The sequence below is a fragment of the Psychroserpens algicola genome (assembly GCF_014526325.1).
GTDB classification, from domain to species: Bacteria; Bacteroidota; Bacteroidia; order Flavobacteriales; family Flavobacteriaceae; genus Psychroserpens; species Psychroserpens algicola.
On record NZ_JACNMJ010000002.1, the window covers coordinates 521,672 to 547,979 of the forward strand.

Genomic DNA, 26,308 nt, shown 5'->3' on the forward strand with positions numbered 1-26,308 from the left:
AATTTATGCTTACCCAATACGAATTCATCGAATAACCTTTGTTTTGCTTGCTTTTCAGATATCATCTCAAGCCTTGTTTTCTGTAAGTTTCGGCAGACTATTAATTCTTATCCTCCAATAAAGGTACGAATCGAAACTCGCCAAACTCATGCTGTTCGAAATCTTTTGGTCCCTTTCTAATAAACAAGGTCATAACCTGTACTTCATTACCAACAGGGATTACTAAACGTCCGCCTATTTTTAACTGACTCAATAGTGCTTTTGGTACAAATGGTGCTCCAGCAGTTACGATAATACTATCAAAAGGCGCTTCAGATTCTAAGCCAATATAACCATCTCCAAAAATGAGTTTCTTGGCTCTATATCCTAATTTAGGCAAGAATTTACTGGTCTTCTTATAAAGTTCATTTTGACGCTCAATACTAAACACTTTAGCACCTAACAAGCATAAAACCGCGGTTTGATATCCACTCCCTGTACCTATTTCTAACACATTATCTCCAGGCTTTACCTGCATCAATTCTGTTTGAAATGCTACAGTATAGGGCTGAGAAATGGTCTGATCTGCTGCAATAGGAAATGCCTTATCCTGATAGGCGTGATCCAAAAAACCAGAGTCCATAAAAAGATGTCTGGGAATGTTGCCAATAGCAGCTAGAACTTTGTCATCGGTTATACCTTTTGCTTTTAATGTTGCGACTAATTGTTGTCGCAGACCTTGGTGTTTAAACGTATCTTTCAAAGTAGTTAAGTTTGCTATGCTAAAATAACTGAAAGATTTTTATACTGAAAGTTAAATCTAATTGATTTATCAACGACATAAAAACCAGCATTATTTATTGTGAAATTCGCATAAAAGAACTGCGAAAAATCTTATTTTTGTTGAAAACGTAAAACAATGCTAAAAGCTGGTGTACTTGGTGCTGGTCATCTTGGTAAAATTCATTTAAGACTTCTTAATCAATCTGAAAAATATGACCTTATTGGTTTTTATGACGCAGATGAAACCAATGCTAAAAAGGTAGAAGCCGAATTTGGTTACAAATACTTTAATTCTATCGATGCGCTTATCGATGCAGTAGATATGGTGGATATTGTCACACCTACGCTTTCTCATTATGATTGTGCAATAAAAGCCATTGCAAAAGGCAAGCATATTTTTATTGAAAAGCCTATTACCAATACTGTCGAAGAAGCAGAACACATAAGAGAACTGTTAGCACAACATGATATTCGTGGACAGGTTGGACATGTTGAGCGATTTAATCCTGCCTTTATTGCGGTTAAGGATCAAATTAAAAATCCAATGTTTATTGAAACTCATCGTTTGGCTGAATTCAACCCTCGCGGAACCGATGTTCCTGTTGTATTAGATTTAATGATTCACGATATAGATATTATCTTAAGCGTTGTACAATCTAAGGTCAAACATGTATCAGCAAGCGGAGTTTCGGTAATAAGTGAAACACCTGATATTGCCAATGCTCGTATCGAATTTGAAAATGGTTGTGTTGCCAATTTAACTGCCAGTCGCATTTCTCTAAAGAATATGAGAAAAACCCGTTTTTTCCAGAAAGATGCTTATATCTCTGTAGATTTTCTGGAAAAGAAATGTGAAGTGGTTAAAATGAAAGATGCGCCTGAACATCCTGGAGACTTTGATATGATTCTTCAAAATGCTGAAGGCATAAAAAAGCAAATCTATTTTGATAACCCTGAAATTGAAAATAACAATGCCATTCTCGATGAGTTAGAAACTTTTGCTCATGCCATTAATACCAACACAACTCCTGTTGTAACACTTCATGATGGCACTGAAGCTTTGAGAGTAGCAACAATGATTATCAATCAATTTTAATTACAATAAAGAGGCATGAAAACAAATTTGCTTATATCAATAGTGATCTTGACTCTTTTATCTGCTTGCAATTCTCCAAAAAAAGAAGCGACCAATCATAGCAATCCATTAGAAGGGTCTTGGAAAATGCAAGAAATCCATTACATCTATACCGACACAACATATGTCGGCAAACCAATAACTTACGGAACATTTGTATTTGCTCCTAAACGTTATAGTTTGTTATATAACCCATGGACAACAGAAAGAAAGGCTTTCGATACACTTTCAAAGCCAACTGATGCCGAAATAAAAGCAGCATTTCAATCTATCGTATTTAATTCGGGAAGTTATATTTATACTGACTCTACAGTTACGACAACTGCAGACATGGCTAAAGTACCTGGGTTTGAAGGCGGACAACAGTTTTATACCTACACGATAAAGAATGACATGCTTGATATAATGATGTTTGACGAAACCTATCCTGATGGAAATAAGCCAGAATGGTATGGTAAATTGAAAGTCTTATTTAAAATGAAAAAAGAATAATTAAATATAGTTAAATGAAAAATGTAGCAGTTATTGGAGCAGGAACAATGGGAAACGGAATTGCCCACACCTTTGCTCAATCTGGGTTTAAAGTACAGTTAATAGATATTAGTGAAGCATCGCTTCAAAAAGGCATGGATACGATTTCTAAAAATTTAGATCGTATGGTCGCCAAAGAGAAAATTTCCGAAGCCGATAAGCAAGACACTCTAAACAATATTACGACCTATACAAACATCAATGAAGGTGTTGAATATGCCAGTCTCGTTGTGGAAGCAGCAACCGAAAACATTGATTTAAAACTTAAGATTTTTAAGCAATTAGATGAGGCTTGCGGTGAAGACACTATTTTAGCAAGCAACACTTCTTCTATATCAATTACTCAAATTGCTGCGGTTACCTCACGCCCAGAAATGGTCATTGGAATGCACTTTATGAACCCAGTTCCTATTATGAAATTGGTAGAAATTATCCGCGGTTATAATACCAGTGATGAAGTGACACAAACCATCATGGAGTTGTCTAAAACATTAGGAAAAACACCAACCGAAGTTAATGATTATCCAGGGTTTGTAGCCAACCGTATTTTAATGCCTATGCTTAATGAATCGATTGAAACCTTATACAATGGCGTTGCTGGTGTAGAAGAAATTGATACGGTTATGAAACTTGGAATGGCTCATCCTATGGGACCATTACAACTTGCCGATTTTATTGGCCTTGATGTGTGTTTGTCTATTTTAAATGTAATGTATGACGGATTCAAAAACCCGAAATATGCACCTTGCCCATTATTAGTAAACATGGTAAGAGCTGGAAAGTTAGGCGTAAAATCTGGAGAAGGATTTTATGATTATTCGGAAAGTAGAAAAGCTGAAACTGTAGCTAAGCAATTTAAAAAATAGATTGTTCTCAGGCAACAGTGATAATGTCTAAAGTCATCATGAAAGTATTTCTTGTTTGTATGTTTCTATCGTTTATCACGTCAAGCTGTGTTAAACAGAAACCTACAAATGAGACAGTCGTTCATTCAGATAGCACAGAAATATCAGTGGATTCAGCAATGATTTCCGAAGTAAAAGCAAACTATATTAAACTGTTTAATGAGCATTTAAATTATAGTTCTGATGGTTTTGACTTTCCGGTAGGAAAACCCAATGCCGATGGATATTACAATGCTCAAAAATTTCAGGAAAACAATCATTTAGGTGACGACTGGAATGGAGTTAAAGGTGGCAACAGTGATTTAGGTGATCCCGTTTATTCTGTTGCAAATGGTTATATTAGTGAAGTAAAAGACTATAAAGGTGGTTGGGGAAATGTAATACGAATTATTCATCAACACCAAGGTAAATATTACGAATCTCTTTATGCACATTGTGATACTATTATGGTGCAACAAGGAACTTTTATAAAGAAGGGAACACAAATTGCCACTATTGGTAATTGCAACGGCTATTACTTGGCTCATCTTCATCTCGAAATAAGGGATGTGATAAATTTAGATATCGGACCTGGATATTCATCTAATACAAATGGATATTTAGACCCAACAGATTTTATAAATAAAAACAGAAACTAATTGGCAAAAATTCGTCCATTTAAAGCAGTACGACCTACACGTGATAAAGTAAGCCTGGTAGCTTCCCGATCGTACCAAACGTATACACAAGCCGAACGTGAAGCTCGACTGGATTACAATCCGTTTTCGTTTTTACATATCGTAAATCCTGGTTATAAATACGCAAGAGAAATTACAGGAACCGAACGCTATCAACTGGTTAGAAACCGTTATCTCGAGTTTAAAGAAGATTCTATTTTTGTACATGATAAAACACCATCGTACTACATTTATAAAATTGTAGATAGAGGCCATCAGGTATTTAATGGCATTGTTGCTGCAGCAAGTGCTGAAGATTATGAAAAGGACATCATTAGAAAGCATGAAGATACTATTGAATATCGTGAACGTATTTTTAAAGACTACCTTAAAACCGTAGGCTTTAATGCTGAACCTGTCCTCCTTACCTATCCTGATAATAATGTCATTTCAACGATAATTAAAGACATTCAAAATACACGTGCAGAATTTGAATTTACGACAACCTATCGCGACACACATTACCTTTGGAAACTGGAAGAGCCAGAACTACTCAACATTATAGAAAAGGAGTTTGACAGCATGCCAACGATTTATATTGCAGATGGTCATCATCGTTCGGCATCTTCTTATTTATTATACAAAGAGGAGAAAGCAGCTAACCCAAATCATACGGGTCATGAGTCATACAATCAATTTATGTCCTTTTTAATTCCTGAATCTGAATTACGCATTCATGAATTTAATCGCCTAGTCAAAGATTTAAATGGGTTAACGAAAGAGGAGTTTCTTATTCAGCTGGACACAATTTACCGCATAGAAAACAGAGGTATTATGCCGTATAAGCCATCAAAAAAGCACCATTTCAGCATGTATCTTGATGGTGAGTTTTATTCTTTATACCTTCGGAAATCGTTATACAATTTCAAAACAGCTTTAGATGCACTCGATGCACAAATTTTATATTATACAATTCTAGATCCTATTTTGGGTATTTCAGATTTGCGTAATGACGTGCGTATCGATTATATCAACGGAAAAAAAGATATTATCAATGTCAAAGACCGAATTGATAGTGGTGAATTTGCTGTTGGTTTTGGTATGGTTCCTGTAGATATTAATGAAATGAAACAAATGGCAGATGACGGACTCAAAATGCCTCCTAAAAGTACCTTTATTGAGCCTAAACTAAGAAGTGGTGTCACTATTTATGAGTTTTAGCTTACAAATTGTTCCACAAAGCAGTATTAAAAAATGAGTATCAAACACAACCTAGATAACATACAGTCTAAAATCCCAGATCATGTCACTTTAGTTGCCGTATCAAAAACAAAACCTATAAGTGATTTAATGGAAGCTTATTCAGCTGGTCAGCGAATTTTTGGAGAAAATAAAATTCAGGAAATGGCTGAGAAACATGAGCAAATGCCAAAAGACATCCAATGGCATATGATTGGCCATGTGCAGCGCAACAAGGTGAAATATATGGCTGAGTTTGTAAGCCTAATTCATGGTGTAGACAGTTTAAAATTACTCAAGGAAATCAATAAACAAGCTGAAAAGTACAACCGAATTATCGACTGTCTGCTTCAGATAAAAATTGCTGAAGAAGATAGCAAATTTGGGATGTCAGCAAAAAATGCTCAAGAATTATTAATTTCCGAAGACGTTTCCGTATTAAAAAACGTTAAGATTACTGGTGTTATGGGAATGGCAACATTTACTGATAACGTCAACCAAATTGAGCAAGAATTTAAACGCCTGAAAACTACTTTTGAAACCCTTAAAACAACAGACGATTCGTTGAGAATTATTTCCATGGGAATGAGTGGAGATTATCAATTGGCAATTGACTGTGGCAGTACAATGATTAGAGTTGGAAGTAGTATATTTGGAGCGAGAAATTATTAAAACTAAAACACAAGCATATTTACGCAATATTAGACATAGAAACCACTGGTGGAAAGTACAATGAAGAAGGAATTACTGAAATAGCTATATATAAATTTGACGGCCACAAAGTGGTAGATAAGTTTATAAGCCTTGTTAACCCAGAACGAGACATTCAACCGTTTGTAGTCAATCTCACTGGTATCAATAGTAATATGCTTAAAAGCGCACCTAAATTTTACGAGGTCGCCAAACGCATTGTAGAAATAACAGAAGACTGTATTATAGTAGCTCACAATGCACAATTTGATTATCGCATACTTCGAACCGAGTTTAAACGCCTTGGTTTTGGTTTCAAACGCAAAACATTATGTACTGTTGAGCTTTCAAAACAATTAATTCCTGATCAGGCATCGTACAGCTTAGGAAAGTTAACACGAGCTTTGGGTATTCCTGTAAGTGATAGACATCGTGCTAATGGTGATGCTATGGCAACAGTAAAGCTTTTTAAAATGTTATTATCTAAAGATTTAGATAAACATATAATCAAAAGCCATGTAAAAACTGAAATCAATAAACGTCTTAATGATACTCATAAAACCATTATTGAGGCGCTTCCTGCCATCACAGGTGTATATTATATACATGATGAAAATGGTGACATCATTTACATTGGAAAAAGTAAAAATATCAAGCATCGTATTAATCAGCATTTTACAAATACGAGTACCAAATCTAAAAAACTTCAACTTTTAGCTAAATCGGTGACGTATGAAGCCACTGGCAGTGAACTTGTTGCCCTACTAAAAGAAAGTGCCGAAATTAAACGAAACAAACCAATATACAACAGAGCACTACGTCGAAACATATTCACACATGCGCTATATAGTTTTGTTGATGACCATGGTTATATCAATTTAAAAATTGACAAAACCCATGCTAATGATGAAGCCATTACCACCTTTAGCAATATGCAAAGTGCCAAAAGTTTTATGTTTAGAGCGCTCGAACACTATTCACTTTGTCAGAAGTTAACAGGTTTATATCCTACCAAATCAAATTGCTTTAACTATACCATTAAAAGTTGTAATGGCGCTTGTATTAACGAAGAATCACCTGAAGATTACAATAAGCGAGTTAAAGAACTCATCGCGAAAAACAGCTATGATAATAAAAACATGATTATTATTGATCAAGGTCGGGATATTGATGAGAAAAGTGTAATTTACATTCAAAATGGTGTGTACAGAGGTCTTGGTTTTTTTGACCTCAATCACCAAATTAATACCCTTGAAGTTTTAGAGTCTATTATAACTCCTATGGAAAACAACAGAGATACCCAACACATCATTCAAAGTTATTTAAGACGAAATAAAAGAGTAAAAGTCCTATCTATCTAAACCTCAATTAATGAAATTTGTATTACGCTTTTTAATTATTGCTTTAGCACTTAACCTTAGTGCTCAATCTGGATTTAATTCTGAAGGCTTTGAAGTCACAAAACAAGATATAGAACTCAATGTTTTTGATAAAGACTCTACTGCTAATGCTTTAATTATCTACGAAAAAGGAGAAAGCTATGTTGACAGGGAAACCTTTTTATTAAAATCTGAAATTAAAAAGAAGCTGAAAATTTTAAATAGAAATGGGTTTGACAAAGCCACAGAAACCATTTATTTATATGGTGACAATGGCAAACATGAGCGTGTGAAAAAAATTAAAGCAACTGTTTACAATGTTGAAAACGGACAAATCACTCAAACACAGCTAGATAAAAATGCTATTTTTGAAGAACAATATGATGAAAATCATACACTTGTAAAATTTACCTTTCCTAATATAAAAGAAGGCTCAGTAATTGTCTATAGTTATACGCTGGAGTCTCCTTACATGTTTAAATATAAGAGTTGGTATTTTCAGGAAGATATTCCAAAATTATACAGTGAATACAGACCTAGTATTCCTGGAAACTGGGAGTATAATATCAAACTTGTTGGTGGAAAAAAGCTATATACCAACGTATCTTCTCTAAGAAAAAACTGTCTGCAAGTCATGGGAGCTGGTTCATCAGACTGTGGTGACTACATCTATGTAATGAAAGATATTCCTGCTTTTATCGAGGAGGAATTCATGACTACAAAAGATAATTATCTTGCCAGAATTGAATATGAGCTTAAAGTCTTTAGAGGTTTTGATGGTAGAGTTGATAATATCACTAAAACATGGAAAAGTGTTGAAGGTGAACTCAAAAGTGACAATGATATTGGGAGACAATTAAAGAAAAGTAGCGTTACCAAAGACCTGCTTAGCGACACAATAATTGCGATATCAGATCCCTTAGAGAAAGCGAAGGCTATTTATGAGTTCGTTCAAAACACCTATACTTGGGATAAAACATTTAATATCTTTAATGATGTTTCGGTAAAAGATCTCGTAAATAACAAATCTGGGAATGTTTCTGAAATAAATATTTTGCTTCACAATTTATTAGAAGCTAACGACATCGATGTAAAACCTGTTCTGTTGTCTACCAGAAACAACGGATTTGCAACACGAATTTATCCTGTTATTTCAGATTTCAACTACTTAATTGTTCACGTGACTATAGGAGAACAGACTTATATGCTGGATGCTACTGATGATTATTTATCCTTTGGACAATTACCAATCAGATGTCTCAATCAATACGGACGCCTTTTAGATTTTAAAGAAGGAGGCTACTGGGTAGACATCAATGCTAATCAGATGAGTGTAATGAAATACCGTGTCAATTTAAATATTGATGACTCTGAAGCGCTAAGCGGAACCATTAAAGGTAATAAAACCGGCTATCATGCTTTAAGAGCTAAACGAGCTTACTTTAGTAATCCTGATACATATTTGGATAGTTATAGTAATGCTTATCCATCTACACAATTTGTAGATTATGAATCAGAAACCACAAACAAAACTGCTACAGAGTTTTCAGAAGAATTTAAAGTCGAACAACCCCTTGAAAATGTAGGAGGTAACCTGTATATCAATCCGTTTTTAATTACATTTTTTGACAAGAATCCATTTAAACTACAACAACGTACCTACCCTATTGATTTTGGCTACGAAGATGCTTTTTTATATTCGGTTGAATTGAACGTCAAAGATTATGAGGTTATTGATATTCCGAAGCCTATAAACTTAAGCTTACCTAATAAAACCGGAACATTAATTTTTAACTCGAGTATTAATGGCGATTCTGTAATATTATTCTTTAAATTTAATTTTAAAGAAGCTATTTATGATGCTGCATATTACGATAGTCTTAAAAGTTATTTTGCTACTATTGTTGATATCCAAAAAAACTCACTAATCGTATTGAAAAAGAAACCATAAACTTTTTTAGTACATTTGACTTATGTCTGATAATAAAACACAAGCTGACTGGCGAGATAAACTTCATGAAATTATTTATGAAGCAGATACGCCTGCAGGAAAATTATTTGATGTTGTTTTACTCATAGCTATTTTAGCAAGTATCATTCTTGTGATGCTGGAGAGTATTAAAAGTTTTGATGATAAATACCATACGTTTTTAAATATTTCGGAGTGGATCATCACTATTCTTTTCTCTATAGAATATATCGCACGAATCATTACTGTTAAAAAACCATTTAAATACATCTTCAGTTTTTATGGTATTATCGATTTATTATCAACAATCCCAAAATATATTTCATTATTCCTCGCTGGAACTCATGCTTTAGTAGCTCTAAGAGCTTTACGTTTGTTACGTGTGTTTAGAATACTAAAACTAGCTCGCTATTTGGGAGCTTCAAATCAATTAGCGAGTGCGATTAAAGCCAGCAGAGCTAAAATTGCGGTGTTTTTATTTGCAGTACTCATAGCATCTGTCATTTTTGGCACTATCATGTATTTGGTTGAAGGAGAAGAACATGGCTTTACTAATATTCCGAAAAGTGTGTATTGGTGTATTGTAACATTAACTACTGTTGGTTTTGGAGACATCGCTCCCGAAACACCTCTTGGGCAGTTTATCGCGACTATAATTATGATTTTAGGTTATGGTATTATTGCAGTTCCAACGGGAATAGTATCTGCTGAGTATACGAAAGCCGGAGGTGATGACAAAAAGAAAACTTCTAATACAGATCCTGAGCAATTAAAAAACATTCAACTCAATACACAATGTTGTGTCAACTGCTTAACAGAAACACATCATGACAATGCTGAGTTTTGCTTTAAATGTGGTTGCAAATTACATCATGACTAATACGCTCATTTCTATTGTTGGTCCTACGGCTATAGGAAAAACTGCCCTCAGCATAAAACTGGCTCAACATTTCAATACTGAAATTATATCGGCAGACTCAAGACAATTTTACAAAGAAATGCAGATTGGTACTGCTGCTCCTACTCCTACCGAATTGGCTGCGGCTCCTCATCATTTTATTAAACACATTTCAGTAGAAAATTATTATAATGTAGGTGCTTTTGAAACAGATGCCATAACAACACTTAATACACTTTTCAAAACGCATCCTGTGGTGATTATGGTAGGCGGTTCAGGTTTATATGTCAATGCTGTTACTAAAGGACTTGATGACCTTCCACCGATTGATATTACAGTTAGAAATGAACTCAATACTACATTTCAAAATGACGGTCTTGAAGTTTTACAATTTCAGCTAAAAAAATTAGATCCAAAAGCTTTTGAAACAATTGCTATTGATAATCCGCAACGTGTCATCAGAGCTTTAGAAGTTTGTATTTCTAGCGGAAAACCTTATTCTTCATTTTTAAAAGGAAAGGATAAAACTAGAACATTCAAAACCATTACAGTAGGATTATCTGCTGAAAGATCGATTATATATGATCGCATCAACACACGTGTAGACCTTATGATAGCTGAAGGCTTATTGGATGAAGTAAAATCATTAGAACAAAAAAAGCACCTAAACGCCTTGAATACGGTTGGTTATAAAGAATTATTTAAGTTTCTAGAAGGTGAATGGAGTTTAGAGTTTGCTATTTCCGAAATCAAAAAAAACTCCCGACGTTTTGCCAAGCGGCAACTTACCTGGTTTAAAAAAAATGAGGATACCATCTGGTTCGACTATCAAACCGATGTTAAACATATCATCTCTGAAATTGAGAAAATCAGGTCTTAATTTTAATGATTGAATAAATCATTTTGTAATTTACATTTCAGAAAATTAAACGATATGAAATTAATTACCAAAACCTTGCTACTCCTTTCCGTTTTTATTTGCTTGTCGTGTAAAAAGGATAACAAACACAAAACATCAAAAGACAACAGTGACTACAAGACAGAATTTGTAGCAGTATTGCAAAAACATTTAGACGCCGTATCTCAAAAGGATTTAAGCACTTTGGAAACCACACTTTCGCCTTCAGGAAAAATGCAGTTAATTTTACCTCAAACCGAAGTCACAAATACGGTCAAAGAATTTGTAGAGTATCACAGAGAATGGTTTAAGGATACGACCTGGTCATTTAAAACTAAAATTATAGATACGACCATACAACCTGCTATGGGAATTGCTATAGTTGAAATTGTTTACAGCGAGCCAGAACGAGACGGGAAACCTTATTTTAATAGAATGACTGTAAGTTATGCTTTAGAAAAACAAAACGGATTTTGGTATGTGATTAAGGATCATGCGAGTTCTATTGAGAAATCTACCGATTAAGTGCTTGAAATTTCAGAATTCGTGAAATTAAAGTTTTTATTTAAAAATAAAATATAAAAACCCTTATTTTCAATTAATTAACACTACATTCGCACCTTAAATAATTTAATATATATTATGAGTAAAGGTACAGTAAAATTCTTCAACGATTCAAAAGGATTCGGATTTATAACTGAAGAAGGAAACAACAAAGAACACTTTGTACACATTTCAGGTTTAATTGATGAAGTGAGAGAAGGCGATGAAGTTGAATTCGATTTGACAGAAGGAAAAAAAGGATTGAACGCAGTAAACGTAAAAGTTATCTAATATTTCGATATTTTTTTAATAAAAAAGCCAATCATTACGATTGGCTTTTTTTATATCTATAAATTATAGTTTAAACTTCTTGATTAACAACTAATCTAAACCCTTCTCCGTGAATGTTGAGAATTTCAACATTTGGATCTAACTTTAAGTATTTACGAAGTTTTGCGATGTATACATCCATACTTCTAGAGGTAAAATAGTTATCATCTCTCCATATTTTAGTTAATGCCAGTTCACGAGGCATTAAATCATTTTCATGAAGTGCTAACATTCTTAACAATTCGTTTTCTTTTGGAGATAGTTTAATTGGGTCTTTACCATTAAATTTAAGGAAACGCAGTTTAGAGTTTAAATCAAACTTACCAATTTTAAATTCAAATTGTTTGCTATCTGCAATCGTGTCTGTAGCCTTACGTTGCATTATAGCCTTTATTTTCATTAATAGTACTTCACTATCAAATGGTTTGTTTAAATAATCATCTGCTCCAACTTTATAGCCTTTAAGCACATCTTCTTTCATTGCTTTAGCAGTTAAGAAAATAATTGGTACATCTGTATTTTTTTCTCTAATTTCTTTAGCTAGTGTAAAACCATCTTTATAAGGCATCATGACATCTAATATACAAAGGTCATAATCATCCTTTTTAAACTTTTCGAAACCTTCCATTCCGTTTTTTGCATGAACAACGTCATAATCGTTCATGTTTAAATAGTCCTTTAAAACGGTTCCGAAGTTTGGATCGTCTTCAACTAAAAGAATTTTTTTATTTTGCTCTTCCATAATTTATGATATTAATGGTAACTTAATTATAAATGTGCTACCTTTTCCTTTTTCACTTTCTACTGATATATGACCTTGATGGTCATCTACGATTCGTTTAACATAAGCCAAACCTAAACCGTGACCTTTAACATTGTGTACATTTCCGGTGTGTTCTCTATAAAATTTTTCAAACACACGCTTTTGAACTTGCTTAGACATTCCATTTCCTTGATCTGAAACCTTAAGCAGAATATTAGTTCCTATATTTTCAGTATAAACATCAATTTTAGGCGCATTGTCACTGTATTTAATAGCGTTATCTAAAATATTAACAATCACATTAGTAAAATGTGTTTCGTTAGCCAATACTGAAGATTTATCTGCGTTTAAATGTGTTTTAACATAACCTTTTCTATCCTCTACTATTAATTCAACATGTGTTATCGCATCTTCGACTAAGTCGTGAAGCTTAACCCTTTCCTTACTAATATTTAGTTCATTTTTTTCTAATTTGGAAATTCGCAACACATTTTCAACTTGAGCATGCATACGTTTATTCTCGTCCTTAATCATTCTAAGGTAACGCATCACCTTTTCATTATCATTGATAATTTTAGGGTTCTTTATAGAATCTAAAGCCAAATTAATTGTTGCAATAGGCGTTTTAAACTCATGTGTCATATTATTGATAAAATCGGTCTTTATCTGAGATATCTGACGTTGTCTTATCAATTGATAAATTGCACTTGAATACGCTAATATGATAATAGATGTAAATATGATTGACAATACAATCATCCCCAAAATAGAAGATAATAAATATTTGCGTCGCTCTGGAAAATCAACATATAATGAGTAATCACTTTTATTTTCGGTATCCATAAAAACAGGAATCCCAATAGTAGACTCAGGATTTAATTCAAAATTTTCAGATCTGATTTTAGTTGATAAATCCTTATCATAAATTGCATATTCAAAAGCAGTATTAATACCACTAATGGCAAACTGAGACTCTAGTAATTCTGATACTTCTTCGTTAGAGATTCGCTTATAAACAGGATAGTTTTTGTAAACTTTATGGTATCCCATTTTATAATGAAGTCTGCTTATATCATCTAAAGTACTGTAATCGGTGAATTTTCGGATAGGATTTAAATTGATCTTACCATCTATAGCGCTACGCTCATAAACTTTAGTTTCACTCTTATTTGTAAATCGGCTAATGCTTATACTATCTGTACCAATGTCAAAGAACAATGCTGGAACTTTAAAGCTTTCTTCAGAAATGGCGTTTCTAAATCTTATCGTTTGATTTGTTTCTTCATCAAAAGAATCATAAATCAAAAGTTGTCTAATTTCTGTGGTATCAGGAGTTCGTCCATTTTTCACAACTTCTTTATAAAGTCTGTCATAACTCAAAAGTTCTTTATCTTCAATACCTCTTGAAACTGATATGAGAGAACGTTTTACATCTGATGTAAACTGCTTCCCTTCATTTTTTAAGGTATTATTAATAAAAAATGCCTGAACGAAGATGATACCTATGAGTGATAAACTCATTAAAACCACCAATAAAATGAATAGCTTTTTGCCCATCAGTCAAATTTAGTATTTTAACATTTAGAACTATTAGGGTTTAACCTTACATTAACAAATATGTTAATTTTTAAGTTTTTTTATCGCTTTCAGCAAAGCAAGATGAGTTTGTTGCACTTGTTTTTTAGTATCCTCTAAATTGTCATTGACAATTACAAAATGAGACTTTTCGATTTTTTCTTCATCGCTCATCTGATTGCTTATAATGGCTTCAATTTTTGATCTATTGGAACTATCGCGATGCATCACTCTTTTGATTCGTTCTTCAACATTAGCAGTTACTGTGATAATAAAATCGTATTGATTTTCATTTTGATGCTCAAAAATAATAGCAGCTTCTTTAATTACATAAGGCCCTTCCTGCTTTTTTAACCATCGCTTAAAATGTGCTGCAACCTTAGGATGAACTATAGCATTCATTTGATCCAGAAGATTTTTATCATTAAAGATTTTAGAAGCAATAAATGGTCTGTTAAGTTCTCCATCATCATAAGCATCTTCCCCAAAAAGTGCAATGAGTTTTCTTTTGATAACTTTTGATCTCGCCATTAATTGTTTGGCTTCTACATCAGCAATATAAATAGGAATATCGTGGACTTTAAAAAATCCAGCCACTGTAGTTTTACCACTACCTATACCTCCTGTAAGTCCAACTACAATCATTTCACTATAATATATTCTACTTTACTTTGCTTCATTTTAGCCGATTTCACTTTCTTAGAATTTACAATAAGCTTGGGTATTAAAAATGATGCTCCTGTTTTTAAAGCGTCATTATAATTACATTCAATTTTGAAATCGTCGGGTTTGATATCCTTATAATCCTTTAAACTTAAGTAATAGGCAACTTTAATATGCTTCGGAAAGTAATTTAGCTCTAAATCTTTAGGCAAATTTATTAGTGTTATTGGTATTTCGAATGTGCCTTCAGTAAATTTTTCGACTGTTGCTTTTACGCTTACACTGTTATCTGAGAGTTTTAAATGTTTTGATGAACTTGAAAACTCCAAATCGATATTGGCATCAATATCAGTTCTAACCTCATCTAACACTAACGGCTGTGTTTCTATAAGATCTATTTTAGAAATCTCATCAACAGCACCTATCACTTTTACTGAATCTGGAGTTACCTCAAAACCTTCTAAGGTATCATATCCTGGTACATAATTAATCTCAGAATTTAAAACAACAGGTACTTTTTTTACACTTAAAGTACCAAACGGAAGTCTTAGAGTGTCTGGTTTTACAGAAATGATTTTCACCGAATTACCTAATTGCTCCTTTAAGGCATAAGCTCCTTTTTCGGCGAGCCAGATATAATTGTTATTAGTAATGGAGGTGTTATTTTCGAAATCCAATTGGTAGGTTTTATCCTGAAAAAAATAAGCCAACAAATTGAATCCATGAGTTGATACTCTAACATTAACTTTTGGGATACTATCTAAAGTTATTACAGATGTTTCTGGTAAATTTTTGTAAGCTATGGTAAAAGGAATTGTCTCTACGTAGGTTTCTGACAGTTTCGTCACTACCAGGATTAAAAAAGCTAACAGAAAGAATAGTCCAAAAACATTAAGTCTTTTATTTTTTACTGATTGTGCAAACTTTGATTTTATACTATTTAGCATGTTTAAAAAATAGTTTTGGAAATCTTTCTTCTGGTTTGTGTCCTAATACTGAAATTGCAAATGTGGATTTCAAAAATCCATATCCATATCCAAAGAACTGAATAAAAATAGCCAAAATAGATTGAAATGCGACACTTAAACGTTTTGAGGCTATAAAAGACAATACAAAAGCAATTAAGATATAAAGTGTATACAGCAATAAAAGCCATTTAAAGTCCATTAGTGCTAAGATTAAAGCCATAATCATTCCGAAGGAAAAAAGCGTTGGAAACCAATAGGTCAAACGTTTAGTTTTTGGGTGCCATGTGTTGAGAATAGGTCTAACCAATCCAAATTTATGAACCTGCTGATAAAATTTTTTCCAGGATACACGACGTTTATGGTATACAAAAGCATCTGCAATGAGAACAGTTTTAAACCCTAAGGTATTTAATCGTATAGACAAATCTGGATCTTCTCCTGGATGAATCACACCAAAACCTCCTGAAGCTATAAAAGCAGCTTTTGATAAGCCCATATTAAAACTTCTAGGCTGAAAATTTCTATTTGAAGTTTTTCCACCTCTTATACCTCCTGTAGTAATAAAAGAAGTCATAGCGAAATTTATCGCTTTTTGAAGGCTAGTGAATGTCTCATGTGCTGCATCTGGACCTCCAAAACAATCTACATAGTTTGAAGACAAGTAAGCATTTACTGTTTCTAGATATTGAGCAGGTAATAGACAGTCTGAATCTAAGATTATAAAGTAATTACCTGAAGCTCTTTCCATCCCATAGTTTCTGGAGTCTCCTGGTCCAGAATTTGGTTTGAAAAAGTAAGAAATATTTAAGCTTTCTGAATATTGTTCTATTACAGCTTTACAATCTATCGACGACCCATCTTCAACGATGACAACTTCAAAAGGAATATCTCCCTTTAGAGTTTTAAAACTACCCAACAATTCATCAACCTCATCTGGTCTATTATATACTGGGATTATAAATGAAAAATGCAATGGTTTCATACCATACAAAGGTAAGTAAACAAAACACAAAAGCCACCTTAAAGGTGGCTTTTGAAAAACTATTTAAATAAGCTTATTGCTTAAGAACTCGTATTGTTTCAGTAACATTACCGATAGTAACTTTAACGAAATAAGCACCTTGGCTAAATCCGTTCATATCGATAGTGCTCTCAATAGCATTAGGAGCAGTTCTAAGAACTTCTTGACCTAACATATTGTAAACAGCTACAGTTTGAATATCTTTTTGTGCATTTAATGTTAACTCATCCTTAACTGGGTTAGGGAAGTAAGTAAACGCATTTTCATTTTCAAACTCTTCAGTACTTAAAGTTTCTGGCGACCAGATTTTAACAGTAAACGTTTTACCTGCAGTTGAAGATGTTCCATATTGGAAAATTCGTGTATAATACGTTTGACCTACAGTTAAACCAGTTGCATTAATTTCTTCAACTATAGGAGCTGTTACTACAGAGTCATCTGCACAACCTTCAACGACTAAAGCTCCACAAGTTCCAGAATATAATACTGCAACACCATCAAATCCTTCAAGTTCGTAAGTAATATTCACACTAGCTGTCAAAGCAACGAATGAATACCAAACATCGTCATTAGCTGTTCCAGTAAATGCATTACAAACTTCAGCAGCAAGTCCAGAATCAGTTGCTCCTACAATAGTACCAGCAGTTGGTGTAGCAGACGGTGCATCAACAACAGATGTTTCTTGTGTAACTGACTCAGCGCCACCACAATCATCATTAGCTGGAGCTGGACCAGGCTGAGTTGTGAAACCAAAAGGTCCACTCCATACACTTGTTCCATCTACGCCACAATCAGTTTGTATCCAAAAATCATAAGGTGTATCTAATGTTAATACGTTTCCAGACGTATCATTTCTTGTAGGCTCAGTTGTAGATCCACTTACGACTACAGTTCCACCTTGTCCGGTACCATCTTCTACAATTTCCCAGTTATATCCAGTAGGAGAACCTACAGGAGCATCCCAAGAAAAATCTATACTAACATCAGTTAAATCATCTATAAAAACATTTGAAACTACATCACAAGTTGGTGGTGTAGTGAATGCAACAGGTCCAACCCAGTTACTTACACCGTCTGTATCACAATCCGCTCTTACGTAAACTTCGTAATCATTACTAGCAGTTAATCCAGATATGTTTGTAGGATTAGATACACCTGTAGATGTTGGTGCACCAGTTGCTGTACCAGCAGCAGTAATATCAACTAACTCTATATCCCACATCGTTACAGCTCCAACTTGAGACCAAGCTAAATCTACAGAAGTAGCAGAATCAGGAGTTGCTGTAAGACCAGATGGATCGGCACATGTTGGTGCAGGTGCAAAGGTTAGTGCCCAACTATCAAGAGTTCCAACATCTCCACCAGCATCGTCACATACAAGTAATACCCAATCACCATCAGCAGAAACACCTCCAGAATTAAATCCTGCTAAAGGCTCTAATGGAGAAAAAGTTCCTGTTACTGGAGTTGTATTTGCTGTAGGTAAAGCTGGCGCTCCATCTTCAAGTACTGTTGCAGCAAAACCATCACCACTACCTCCAATATCATCAATTAAAAGAACAGTCACTGCTCCAGAAGGATCTTGTAAACTGATTACAACATCAGAATTCCAAGTATGTGTAACATCTATTGTCACACTTTGTAAAACATTTGTAGTGCCTAATGTTCCAACACCTGAAACAGTTAAAGGTAATGCAAGTTCATCTGCTGTACCACATGTAGCTGCAGTTGTTCCGTTTCCATTTTGCATATCATAAGGTCCACCTCCATCAGTGAACGTTTGGGCAAAACCAAAACTGCAAATTAGAGCAAACAATAAAATAAAAGTAATTTTTTTCATATTTAGTTGAATTTAATTTATTAAGTCTTAAAATTATGATAATTCTTAAACAAAGTGAACTATAAATTATATAATCGATTAAATGCAAAAAACATCGTTAAAAAGCGCCTACTGTTCTAATACTCAAAGTATTAAACAGGCATCTTATTTCTTTACAACCTTAAAGGTGCTTGACTGATTTTCGAACGTTATGTTGAGTAAATAAATTCCAGACTTAAAATTCGCCATATCGATAGTTTGAAATTTATTCTGTGTAGTAACCTTTGAGAGTAACTGTCCTTGGATGGTATATAATGAAATGTCTTGTATAAACTTTGTTGTTTCAATATATAAATTTTGCGCAACAGGATTATTAAAAGTGATATTATTCTCTTCGTAAGTATTTACACTTAGCGTATCTCCTTCGGTTAGAATCAAAGTTTGATTAACCTGAACATCCGTATAGGTTTCTTCTAGACCATTAGGCCAATAGATTTTTATATAATCTATAACAGAGTGGTTGCCTAAGCCAAAATGTGTTCTGTCTGTCATTTGAGCTAAATAGCCTTCACCACATATTGTATAGGCATATTGTTTATAACCATCTGTAGAGATTTCAATTCTGGCTCCTATAGCATTTGCATTGCTTTGTACTCCTATAAGCTTTAATTTAATCCAGTTATTTGAATTGCTACTAACATTCCTCCATAGAAATACATTTTCATTTGCATTATTACTCACTACTATATCTAGTAGTCCGTCATTGTCAATATCTCCAGTAGCATTAGAATAACTTGCTCCATTATCGTTTGGAAAGCAGTTATTATTTAATACATAGTTTGTATTGTTATTGTTTTCATAAAATGCTGCTGAAAGTAATCCTGAACTACTACCATCTAATTGACCACTCACATATAAATCTACATCCATATCATTATCAGCTTCAAAAAATGAAGCGCCCCAGCCAATACTATTAAATGAAGTTCCGGTTGCCATAGCTACGTCTTGAAATGTTTCATCACCATTGTTTCTAAAAAGATAATTTCCCGTAGGATTATTGGTGACATAGATATCAAAATAACCATCTCTATTATAATCACCAACAGTTACAGACATCGCATCTACTGATATATTTGTTCCTGAAGACGCGCTAATATCTGTAAACGTACCATCACCATTATTTCGATAAAGCTTGTTTTCATAGCTTAATTTATCATTTGACACATACAAGTCTTGATAGCCATCATTATTAATATCTACAAACGCCGAACAAAATGAAAATACCGGATTTTGATCTATTCCAGATTGAGAAGTGATATCTGTAAATGTACCATCACCATTATTTTTATATAACTTATTAGTAATATCTGAGGTTCTATTACTTAAAAATACATCAAGAAAGCCGTCATTATTTATATCTCCCCAAGACGCTCCATAGGTAAACATATTGGTTATTATCATTCCTGTGTTTACAGAAATATCTTGAAAAACCATATTACCTAAATTTTCGAACATTTTATTCCCCTGAGCATCACTTGTTACAAATAAATCATTATCTCCATCATTGTCAAAATCAACCCATGTTACAGATTTAGTTTGATAGTCAATGCTAGATAACCCAAAATCTTGTTCGATAAAACTTCCATTGTTATTTTTAAAAAACCGCAATGGATTATTTTCAGAAGATGTAAGCGTAATATCATCCCAGCCATCATTATCAAAATCAAAAAATGAAAGACCATTTCCTAAAAAAGTATCTCCTGTTGAAGTGTTAAGCCCCAAATTTGTTGCTTGATTTTCAAATAGTGTTTGTGCATTTAAAAAATTTGCTGCACATATAATGAGTAAAATACAATATTGACACTGTTGCTTCATAGAATATGATGTCTAATACACTAATATAAACAAAAAAGAGGTCTGAAAAGACCTCTTTTTATTAAATAGTATAAGATTCAACTTATTGTTTTAACACTCTAATAGTTTTAGTTTGGTTTCCTATAGAAACTTTTACAAGATACGCTCCAGACTGAACATTAGACATGTCTATATTTTGGATTGTATTTTGACTATCAATAGCAATGATACGTTGTCCTAATACATTAAATACTTCAACATTGTCAATCGCTCTTGGAGAATTTAATGTCAGTACATCCTTAACTGGGTTCGGGAAATATGAGAATCCATCAAAAGTACTGTCTGTTACACCTAACGTAGATGGAGACCATGCACAAATATTAAAGTTTCCTTTAAAGTTATCTTGCCACTCCCATACTCTTACTAATAATACGTCTCCTGGAGTTAAGCCTGTTAATTCTACTAAAGATAAAAGGCCATCTCCACCATCGTCATCACAGGCGATTTCAACTAAACTACCTGATGTTCCTGTATATACTTCCATTACAGTATCTTCAATAATAGGTTCTTCAGAAGATGCAGAAATTTCTATATTAACTTCTCCTGTGCTAGGCACAACCACTTTAAACCACACATCTCCTGCTGGATTAGATGAAGAACAACTTGCTTCATTATCATTCTCAATAGAATCTGTTGCTCCTATATTAGTACCAAACATGATAGTCTCACATAAAGTATCTCCTACAGGTAAATTGATCGCTCCGGCAACCTCATCATTTTCAGGTGCTGGTGGAGGACATGTAAATTCAAATGTTCCGACTGTAAAGCTACAGTCAGGATCTAAAGCAACCAATTCGATATTTACTACATCACCACTATTATATGGTCCAACAGATACTGTACCTGCCTCAACTGGATATGTATTAGTCCCATCATCAAAAACGCTACCTGCATCTCCTGCATCTGACACTTCTATTTCAACTGTATAAGTACCTGTTCCATCTGGATTACATGTTTCTTCTACTTCTGTTGCACTATCAACAACCGCTGCAGAACATGTAGCTGGTGCTACACATGATACATCTAAAGTATATTCTCCTGCATTACCTGAGAATCCATGAACTAACACATAATACTCGGTTCCTACTGTTGTTGGGAATGTAATTAAAGAAGTGGTTCCTGCACCTCCATCATCATCACCATCTAAACAGGTTAAATCGCCACAAACTCCAGTAAATACTCTAATTTTTGTATCAAATGTTGACAAGCTCAAATCTAATGTCACATCATCTCCTACTGTACCAGCAGCAGCACCTGCGTTATTAGAATTAGCACCTACAAAAGTATACCATACCGCACCTCCAGTACCTGAAGATGTACCACAAAATCCTGGATCATTATCACCTTCATCTGAAGCAAATGTGGTGTCTCCAATATATTGACCTCCACAAACGATAGTTTCAGCATTTTCACACTCGTCATTTGCTGGTGGTGTTTCAGAATCACATAATAATGATAATTGGTAATCTCCAGTTGCTGTATTGAAACCTTCTACTCGTATTAAATAAGTTGTTACACCATCAGATAACCAAGATACTTCAGATTGTAATCCGCAAAAATCATCGTTGGTAGCAACCTCTGCTCCGTCACATGCATCAAATACAGTAATGACTGTATCAAAACCAGATCCACAAAGACTTGCTGTGATATTATCATCGACGACTGTTCCTGTATAAGAATACCATACATCAAAACTTTCGTTTCCATCTGAATCATTAGCAAAACTTGTTTCTCCTGTCACAGTATCGTTACATCCTATAGCTTCAGCAGAAAGACAATCGTCATTATCTGGAATGTTTGCAGAAGCACATTCTACAGTAAGACTGTAATCTCCAGTTGCACCGCTAAAACCTTGTACTGAAATTAAATAAGTCGTTACACCATCTGAAGTGAATGAAACTTCAGACTGTAATCCACAACTATCATCGTTTGTTGCAACTTCTGTTCCGTCACATGCATCATAAATGGTGATAATTGTATCAAATCCTGAACCGCATAAACTTGCAGTAACTGAATCATCTACAACGGTTCCAGTAAATGAGAACCATACTTCACTATCAACTGATAGACTATTATTTCCTGAAGCCGTATTATCTATACAATCTAAAGCAATTGCATTGATACAATCATCATTAGCTGGAGGAGGTGGAGGACCAAATGTCAGCGACCAGCTATCAACTGTACCTGTATCACCACCTGCACCGTCGCAAACAAGTAAGTTCCAATCACCATCAGCACTTAAACCGTTAAACCCTGCTAAAGCTTCGAGTGGTAAAAATGTCCCAGTAACTGGAGTCATAGCAGTAGTTGGCAATGTTTCTGTTGCTGAATCATCTAAGATACAGTCTGTAAAACCATCTCCACTACCACCAATTCCATCAATCAATAGTACAGTAGTTGCTCCTGAAGGATCTTGCAGACTTACTGTAATATCAGAATTCCAGGTGTGTGTTGCATTAAACGTTACACTCTGTAAAATGTTAGTTGAGGCATCAAGAGTTCCTACTCCAGAAACCGTTAATGGCAATATTAGCTCATCTATTGTTCCGCAAGTAGCACCTGTTCCTCCGTTTCCGTTTTGTATGTCATGTACAACTCCATCTGTAAAGGTTTGAGCAAAACCGAGGGTTGTTGCCATACATAAGCATAGCAACCATAAAGTAATTTTTTTCATTTTTTGTTGGTTTTTAGTTATTGAATTAATTAACAGCACGTAAATTATTCATATTAAATACCTTACAAACAAAAATTCCTTAACAAGATATTAACAATTCGATGAATTATAAGATATTACCGACAAAAGGCAATAATGATTTTTTAATAATTCATATTTTGAGTTAAAAAATTGAGTTTATTGCAGTTTACACCTTTTTTTAAGAATTTAATCTGATTATTTATCGCTTTATATATCGGATTATATTGCATTTAAACGTGTAAAGTCTTGGATTTAAATTACCTTAACTCATAATAAAAAAGTATAGAAACGAAAAAAACCGATGCTTATCACATCGGTTTAAATATAGATTTAAAAGTTTTTATTGCTTATCAACAAAGGCTTCCATAACGGCATCACTCACACCCATATTACTAAAACCTCCATCATTATATAGATTTTGTAATGTAACGCGTTTAGTCAAATCACTAAACAAAGTTACTGTATAGTTGGCACAATCTACAGCTGTGGCATTTCCTAAAGGAGACATCTTATCAGCATAAGCGATAAATCCATCAAAGCCCTTAACACCTTGACCTGCCGTAGTTGGTGTTGGTGATTGAGAAATGGTGTTCACTCTTACCTTTTTATCTCTTCCGAAGAAATAACCAAAGCTACGAGCAACACTTTCTAAATACGCTTTATTATCTGCCATATCATTGTAATCAGGAAACACACGTTGTGCTGCCATATAAGTTAGTGCTACAATACTTCCCCATTCACTCATAGCATCTGCCTTATATAAGGTTTGCATGACTTTATGAAATGACATTGCAGACACATCTGTACCCTTTTGAGTCCAATCATATTTTTGATCGGTGTAAGCTCGTCCTTTCCTCACATTAACAGACATCCCAATAGAATGCAAAACGAAATCTATTTTACCGCCTAAGATTTCCATTGATTGTTCAACAAGGTTTTGTAAATCCTCTTCTGATGTAGCGTCTGCAGGAATAATTTGCGAGCCTGTTTTCTCTGCCAATTCGTTTATTTGTCCCATTCGCATTGCGATTGGAGCATTAGTAAGGACGAACGTCCCTCCTTCTTCATGTACACGTTCTGCTGTTTTCCAAGCAATTGAATTAGCATCTAGTGCTCCAAATATAATTCCGCGTTTTCCTTTTAATAAATTGTATGACATGCTATTATAATTATGATGTTAGTTGGTTTTATATCGTCAAAGATAGTATTAATTGAGTAATTGCTTAGCATGTTCTAAGGCCGAATTAGAAACATTTGTACCACCAAGCATCTGAGCAATCTCAACTATACGCTCTTCCTGAGTTAATTTCTTTAACTGGGTTTGCGTCCTCTCATCGATATCTTCTTTATAAACTTTAAAGTGTGTATCACCTTTAGCCGCTATTTGTGGTAAATGCGTTATGGTAAATACTTGCATTGATTTACTCATTAACTGCATTATACCTGCCATTTTATTTGATATTTCTCCAGATACACCTGTATCAATTTCATCAAACATTATAGTTGGCAACTGTGTATGCGCAGACAATATTGATTTAATAGCTAACATAATTCTAGATAGCTCTCCGCCAGATGCTGCTTTTTTAAGATCATTAAATTGTCCGCCTTTATTCGCTGAAAACAAAAACTGAAGGTCATCAGTTCCATTTGATAAAAATGTCTTTGACGCTTGCAATTCAATAAAAAATCTTGCGTTAGGCATTCCCAGAGTTGCTAAAATAGTTTCCAGTTGTTGAATCAATTCTGGAATGATTTTATTTCTATTATCGTGAATAGTTTTAGCTATCAATTTTAACTCGCTTTCGAGGTTTCGAATTTCTATTTCCTTATCTGAAATGTAAGCATCCAGATTTTCGGTTACTGAAATTTTAAGCGATAGACCATCCTTAATTTCAATCAAATCATCAACAGAGTCAACCGTATGCTTTTGCATCAGATTGTGAATGGTTTGCAATTTAGTATTGACGAATTCCAAACGGTTAGGATCGGCTTCTAACTGCCCTTCTAAATCTTCTATTTCAGCAAAAACATCATCCAGTTCAATTAATGTACTGTTTACTCGCTGATATATACCATCATATTGTTTTCCAAAACTCGCAAGCTTTGCCAATTGGTTTTTAATTTCTGTAAGCTGAGTTGCCACGCCAATATTTTCATCACTCAATAACTGATGTGCATGAGATAGTTTCTCTTTGATTACCTCAACATTATTAAGTGTTTCATATTCACTTTCTAAACCTTCAAGTTCTCCGCTTATAAGTTTAGCATCCTCTAATTCTTTTAACAGAAAGGCATTATAATCTAATTCTTTTATTGCTGATGCTTTTTGCTCCTGAAGTTCCTCTAATTCAATCTGTAACGATTTATATGTTTTAAGTGTATCGGAATAGGTCGCTAAAACTGTTGCGTTTTTTGCTAAAGCATCAATAATTTGAAATTGAAAACTATCATCTGTCAACTGTAAAGTCTGGTGCTGAGAATGTATGTCTAGCAATTGCGTTCCTAAAACCTGCAGACTATCTAAATTAACCGGAGTATCATTTATAAATGCTCTAGATTTACCTGATGGCAAAATCTCTCTTCTAATAATTGTAAGCGACTCGTAGTCTAAATCTTCGGTGAGAAACAAGGACTTTAAATCATACTTTGCTATATCAAACACAGCTTCAACCACACATTTTTTTGAAGCATCTTTTACACTACTGATATCGGCTCGTTTTCCTAATATTAAAGAAAGTCCGCCAAGTAAAATCGATTTACCTGCACCAGTTTCACCCGTAATAATAGTTAACCCATTACTGAAACTTACTTGAAGTTCGTCAATAAGCGCATAATTTTTTATAGTGAGTTGCGTAAGCATAAAGCAATAAAATTAAACTACAAAAGCCGTATAAGCTTTATACAAATTTAAGAATTACAATGGTTTTAATCCAAATCACACCTTAATAATGATTT

General features: G+C 34.0%; 23 protein-coding genes. 12 read left to right on the top strand and 11 right to left on the bottom strand.

Annotated features, from left to right (window positions below; genetic code table 11):
- Nucleotides 1-100: 100 nt before the first annotated feature.
- A complete protein-coding gene (locus H7350_RS08235) occupies nucleotides 101-742 on the bottom strand; it encodes a protein-L-isoaspartate(D-aspartate) O-methyltransferase (protein WP_204345417.1) in 642 nt (213 codons plus the stop codon).
- 156 nt (nucleotides 743-898) lie between these two features.
- Here H7350_RS08235 and H7350_RS08240 point away from each other — a divergent pair, with 156 nt between their 5' ends.
- The 12 genes from H7350_RS08240 to H7350_RS08295 all read left to right on the top strand — a co-directional run bounded on the left by H7350_RS08240 (nucleotide 899) and on the right by H7350_RS08295 (nucleotide 11,896).
- The gene (locus H7350_RS08240; RefSeq protein ID WP_204345418.1) at nucleotides 899-1,858 is read left to right on the top strand and encodes a Gfo/Idh/MocA family protein; all 960 of its coding nucleotides are present in this window, start codon (nucleotides 899-901) and stop codon (nucleotides 1,856-1,858) included.
- 15 nt (nucleotides 1,859-1,873) lie between these two features.
- Nucleotides 1,874-2,389 carry a lipocalin-like domain-containing protein gene (locus H7350_RS08245; protein ID WP_204345419.1) on the top strand — a complete coding sequence of 172 codons (516 nt, stop codon included), beginning with the start codon at nucleotides 1,874-1,876 and terminating at the stop codon, nucleotides 2,387-2,389.
- A 14-nt stretch (nucleotides 2,390-2,403) separates the two neighbouring features.
- Nucleotides 2,404-3,294, top strand: a complete 891-nt coding sequence (locus tag H7350_RS08250; RefSeq protein WP_204345420.1) for a 3-hydroxyacyl-CoA dehydrogenase family protein — start codon at nucleotides 2,404-2,406, stop codon at nucleotides 3,292-3,294.
- 38 nt (nucleotides 3,295-3,332) lie between these two features.
- Complete coding sequence (locus H7350_RS08255; protein ID WP_204345421.1) at nucleotides 3,333-3,971, top strand: M23 family metallopeptidase; 639 nt, start codon at nucleotides 3,333-3,335, stop codon at nucleotides 3,969-3,971.
- The gene (locus H7350_RS08260) at nucleotides 3,972-5,210 is read left to right on the top strand and encodes a DUF1015 domain-containing protein (protein ID WP_204345422.1); all 1,239 of its coding nucleotides are present in this window, start codon (nucleotides 3,972-3,974) and stop codon (nucleotides 5,208-5,210) included.
- A 33-nt stretch (nucleotides 5,211-5,243) separates the two neighbouring features.
- A complete protein-coding gene (locus H7350_RS08265) occupies nucleotides 5,244-5,900 on the top strand; it encodes a YggS family pyridoxal phosphate-dependent enzyme (RefSeq protein ID WP_204345423.1) in 657 nt (218 codons plus the stop codon).
- Nucleotides 5,901-5,917: 17 nt separating this feature from the next.
- Nucleotides 5,918-7,279, top strand: coding sequence for an exonuclease domain-containing protein (locus H7350_RS08270; protein ID WP_204345500.1), 1,362 nt, complete (start codon nucleotides 5,918-5,920; stop codon nucleotides 7,277-7,279).
- 10 nt (nucleotides 7,280-7,289) lie between these two features.
- On the top strand, nucleotides 7,290-9,248 hold the full coding sequence (locus tag H7350_RS08275) for a transglutaminase family protein (protein ID WP_204345424.1): 1,959 nt from the start codon (nucleotides 7,290-7,292) through the stop codon (nucleotides 9,246-9,248).
- A 22-nt stretch (nucleotides 9,249-9,270) separates the two neighbouring features.
- Entirely contained in the window at nucleotides 9,271-10,146 is an 876-nt protein-coding gene (locus tag H7350_RS08280) for an ion transporter (RefSeq protein WP_204345425.1), read from the top strand.
- A complete protein-coding gene (miaA, locus tag H7350_RS08285) occupies nucleotides 10,100-11,044 on the top strand; it encodes a tRNA (adenosine(37)-N6)-dimethylallyltransferase MiaA (RefSeq protein WP_235989298.1) in 945 nt (314 codons plus the stop codon). Before H7350_RS08280 ends, miaA begins: the two co-directional genes overlap by 47 nt.
- A 54-nt stretch (nucleotides 11,045-11,098) precedes the next feature.
- Nucleotides 11,099-11,587, top strand: a complete 489-nt coding sequence (locus tag H7350_RS08290) for a nuclear transport factor 2 family protein (RefSeq protein WP_204345426.1) — start codon at nucleotides 11,099-11,101, stop codon at nucleotides 11,585-11,587.
- 117 nt (nucleotides 11,588-11,704) lie between these two features.
- Nucleotides 11,705-11,896 carry a cold-shock protein gene (locus tag H7350_RS08295; protein ID WP_119029192.1) on the top strand — a complete coding sequence of 64 codons (192 nt, stop codon included), beginning with the start codon at nucleotides 11,705-11,707 and terminating at the stop codon, nucleotides 11,894-11,896.
- A 70-nt stretch (nucleotides 11,897-11,966) separates the two neighbouring features.
- On the opposite strand, the gene H7350_RS08300 is transcribed toward H7350_RS08295, so the two are convergent.
- From H7350_RS08300 to recN, 10 genes are all read right to left on the bottom strand, one after another.
- Nucleotides 11,967-12,677 (bottom strand): response regulator transcription factor, encoded by a 711-nt coding sequence (locus tag H7350_RS08300; RefSeq protein WP_204345427.1) that lies wholly within the window; start codon nucleotides 12,675-12,677, stop codon nucleotides 11,967-11,969.
- Nucleotides 12,678-12,680: 3 nt separating this feature from the next.
- The gene (locus H7350_RS08305) at nucleotides 12,681-14,219 is read right to left on the bottom strand and encodes a sensor histidine kinase (RefSeq protein ID WP_235989299.1); all 1,539 of its coding nucleotides are present in this window, start codon (nucleotides 14,217-14,219) and stop codon (nucleotides 12,681-12,683) included.
- 99 nt (nucleotides 14,220-14,318) lie between these two features.
- Complete coding sequence (gene coaE, locus H7350_RS08310) at nucleotides 14,319-14,918, bottom strand: dephospho-CoA kinase (protein ID WP_204345429.1); 600 nt, start codon at nucleotides 14,916-14,918, stop codon at nucleotides 14,319-14,321.
- A complete protein-coding gene (locus tag H7350_RS08315; RefSeq protein ID WP_204345430.1) occupies nucleotides 14,915-15,784 on the bottom strand; it encodes a YbbR-like domain-containing protein in 870 nt (289 codons plus the stop codon). The genes coaE and H7350_RS08315 overlap by 4 nt, the downstream gene beginning before the upstream one ends.
- Before the next feature lie 88 nt (nucleotides 15,785-15,872).
- Entirely contained in the window at nucleotides 15,873-16,886 is a 1,014-nt protein-coding gene (locus H7350_RS08320; RefSeq protein WP_204345431.1) for a glycosyltransferase family 2 protein, read from the bottom strand.
- A 73-nt stretch (nucleotides 16,887-16,959) separates the two neighbouring features.
- Nucleotides 16,960-18,765 (bottom strand): T9SS type A sorting domain-containing protein, encoded by a 1,806-nt coding sequence (locus H7350_RS08325; protein WP_204345432.1) that lies wholly within the window; start codon nucleotides 18,763-18,765, stop codon nucleotides 16,960-16,962.
- A gap of 144 nt (nucleotides 18,766-18,909) precedes the next feature.
- Complete coding sequence (locus H7350_RS08330) at nucleotides 18,910-20,619, bottom strand: FG-GAP-like repeat-containing protein (RefSeq protein ID WP_204345433.1); 1,710 nt, start codon at nucleotides 20,617-20,619, stop codon at nucleotides 18,910-18,912.
- Between the two features lie 82 nt (nucleotides 20,620-20,701).
- Nucleotides 20,702-23,332 carry a T9SS type A sorting domain-containing protein gene (locus tag H7350_RS08335; protein ID WP_204345434.1) on the bottom strand — a complete coding sequence of 877 codons (2,631 nt, stop codon included), beginning with the start codon at nucleotides 23,330-23,332 and terminating at the stop codon, nucleotides 20,702-20,704.
- 361 nt (nucleotides 23,333-23,693) lie between these two features.
- The gene (locus H7350_RS08340) at nucleotides 23,694-24,512 is read right to left on the bottom strand and encodes an enoyl-ACP reductase FabI (RefSeq protein WP_204345435.1); all 819 of its coding nucleotides are present in this window, start codon (nucleotides 24,510-24,512) and stop codon (nucleotides 23,694-23,696) included.
- Nucleotides 24,513-24,560: 48 nt separating this feature from the next.
- On the bottom strand, nucleotides 24,561-26,213 hold the full coding sequence (gene recN / locus H7350_RS08345; protein WP_204345436.1) for a DNA repair protein RecN: 1,653 nt from the start codon (nucleotides 26,211-26,213) through the stop codon (nucleotides 24,561-24,563).
- Between the last annotated feature and the right edge of the window lie 95 nt (nucleotides 26,214-26,308).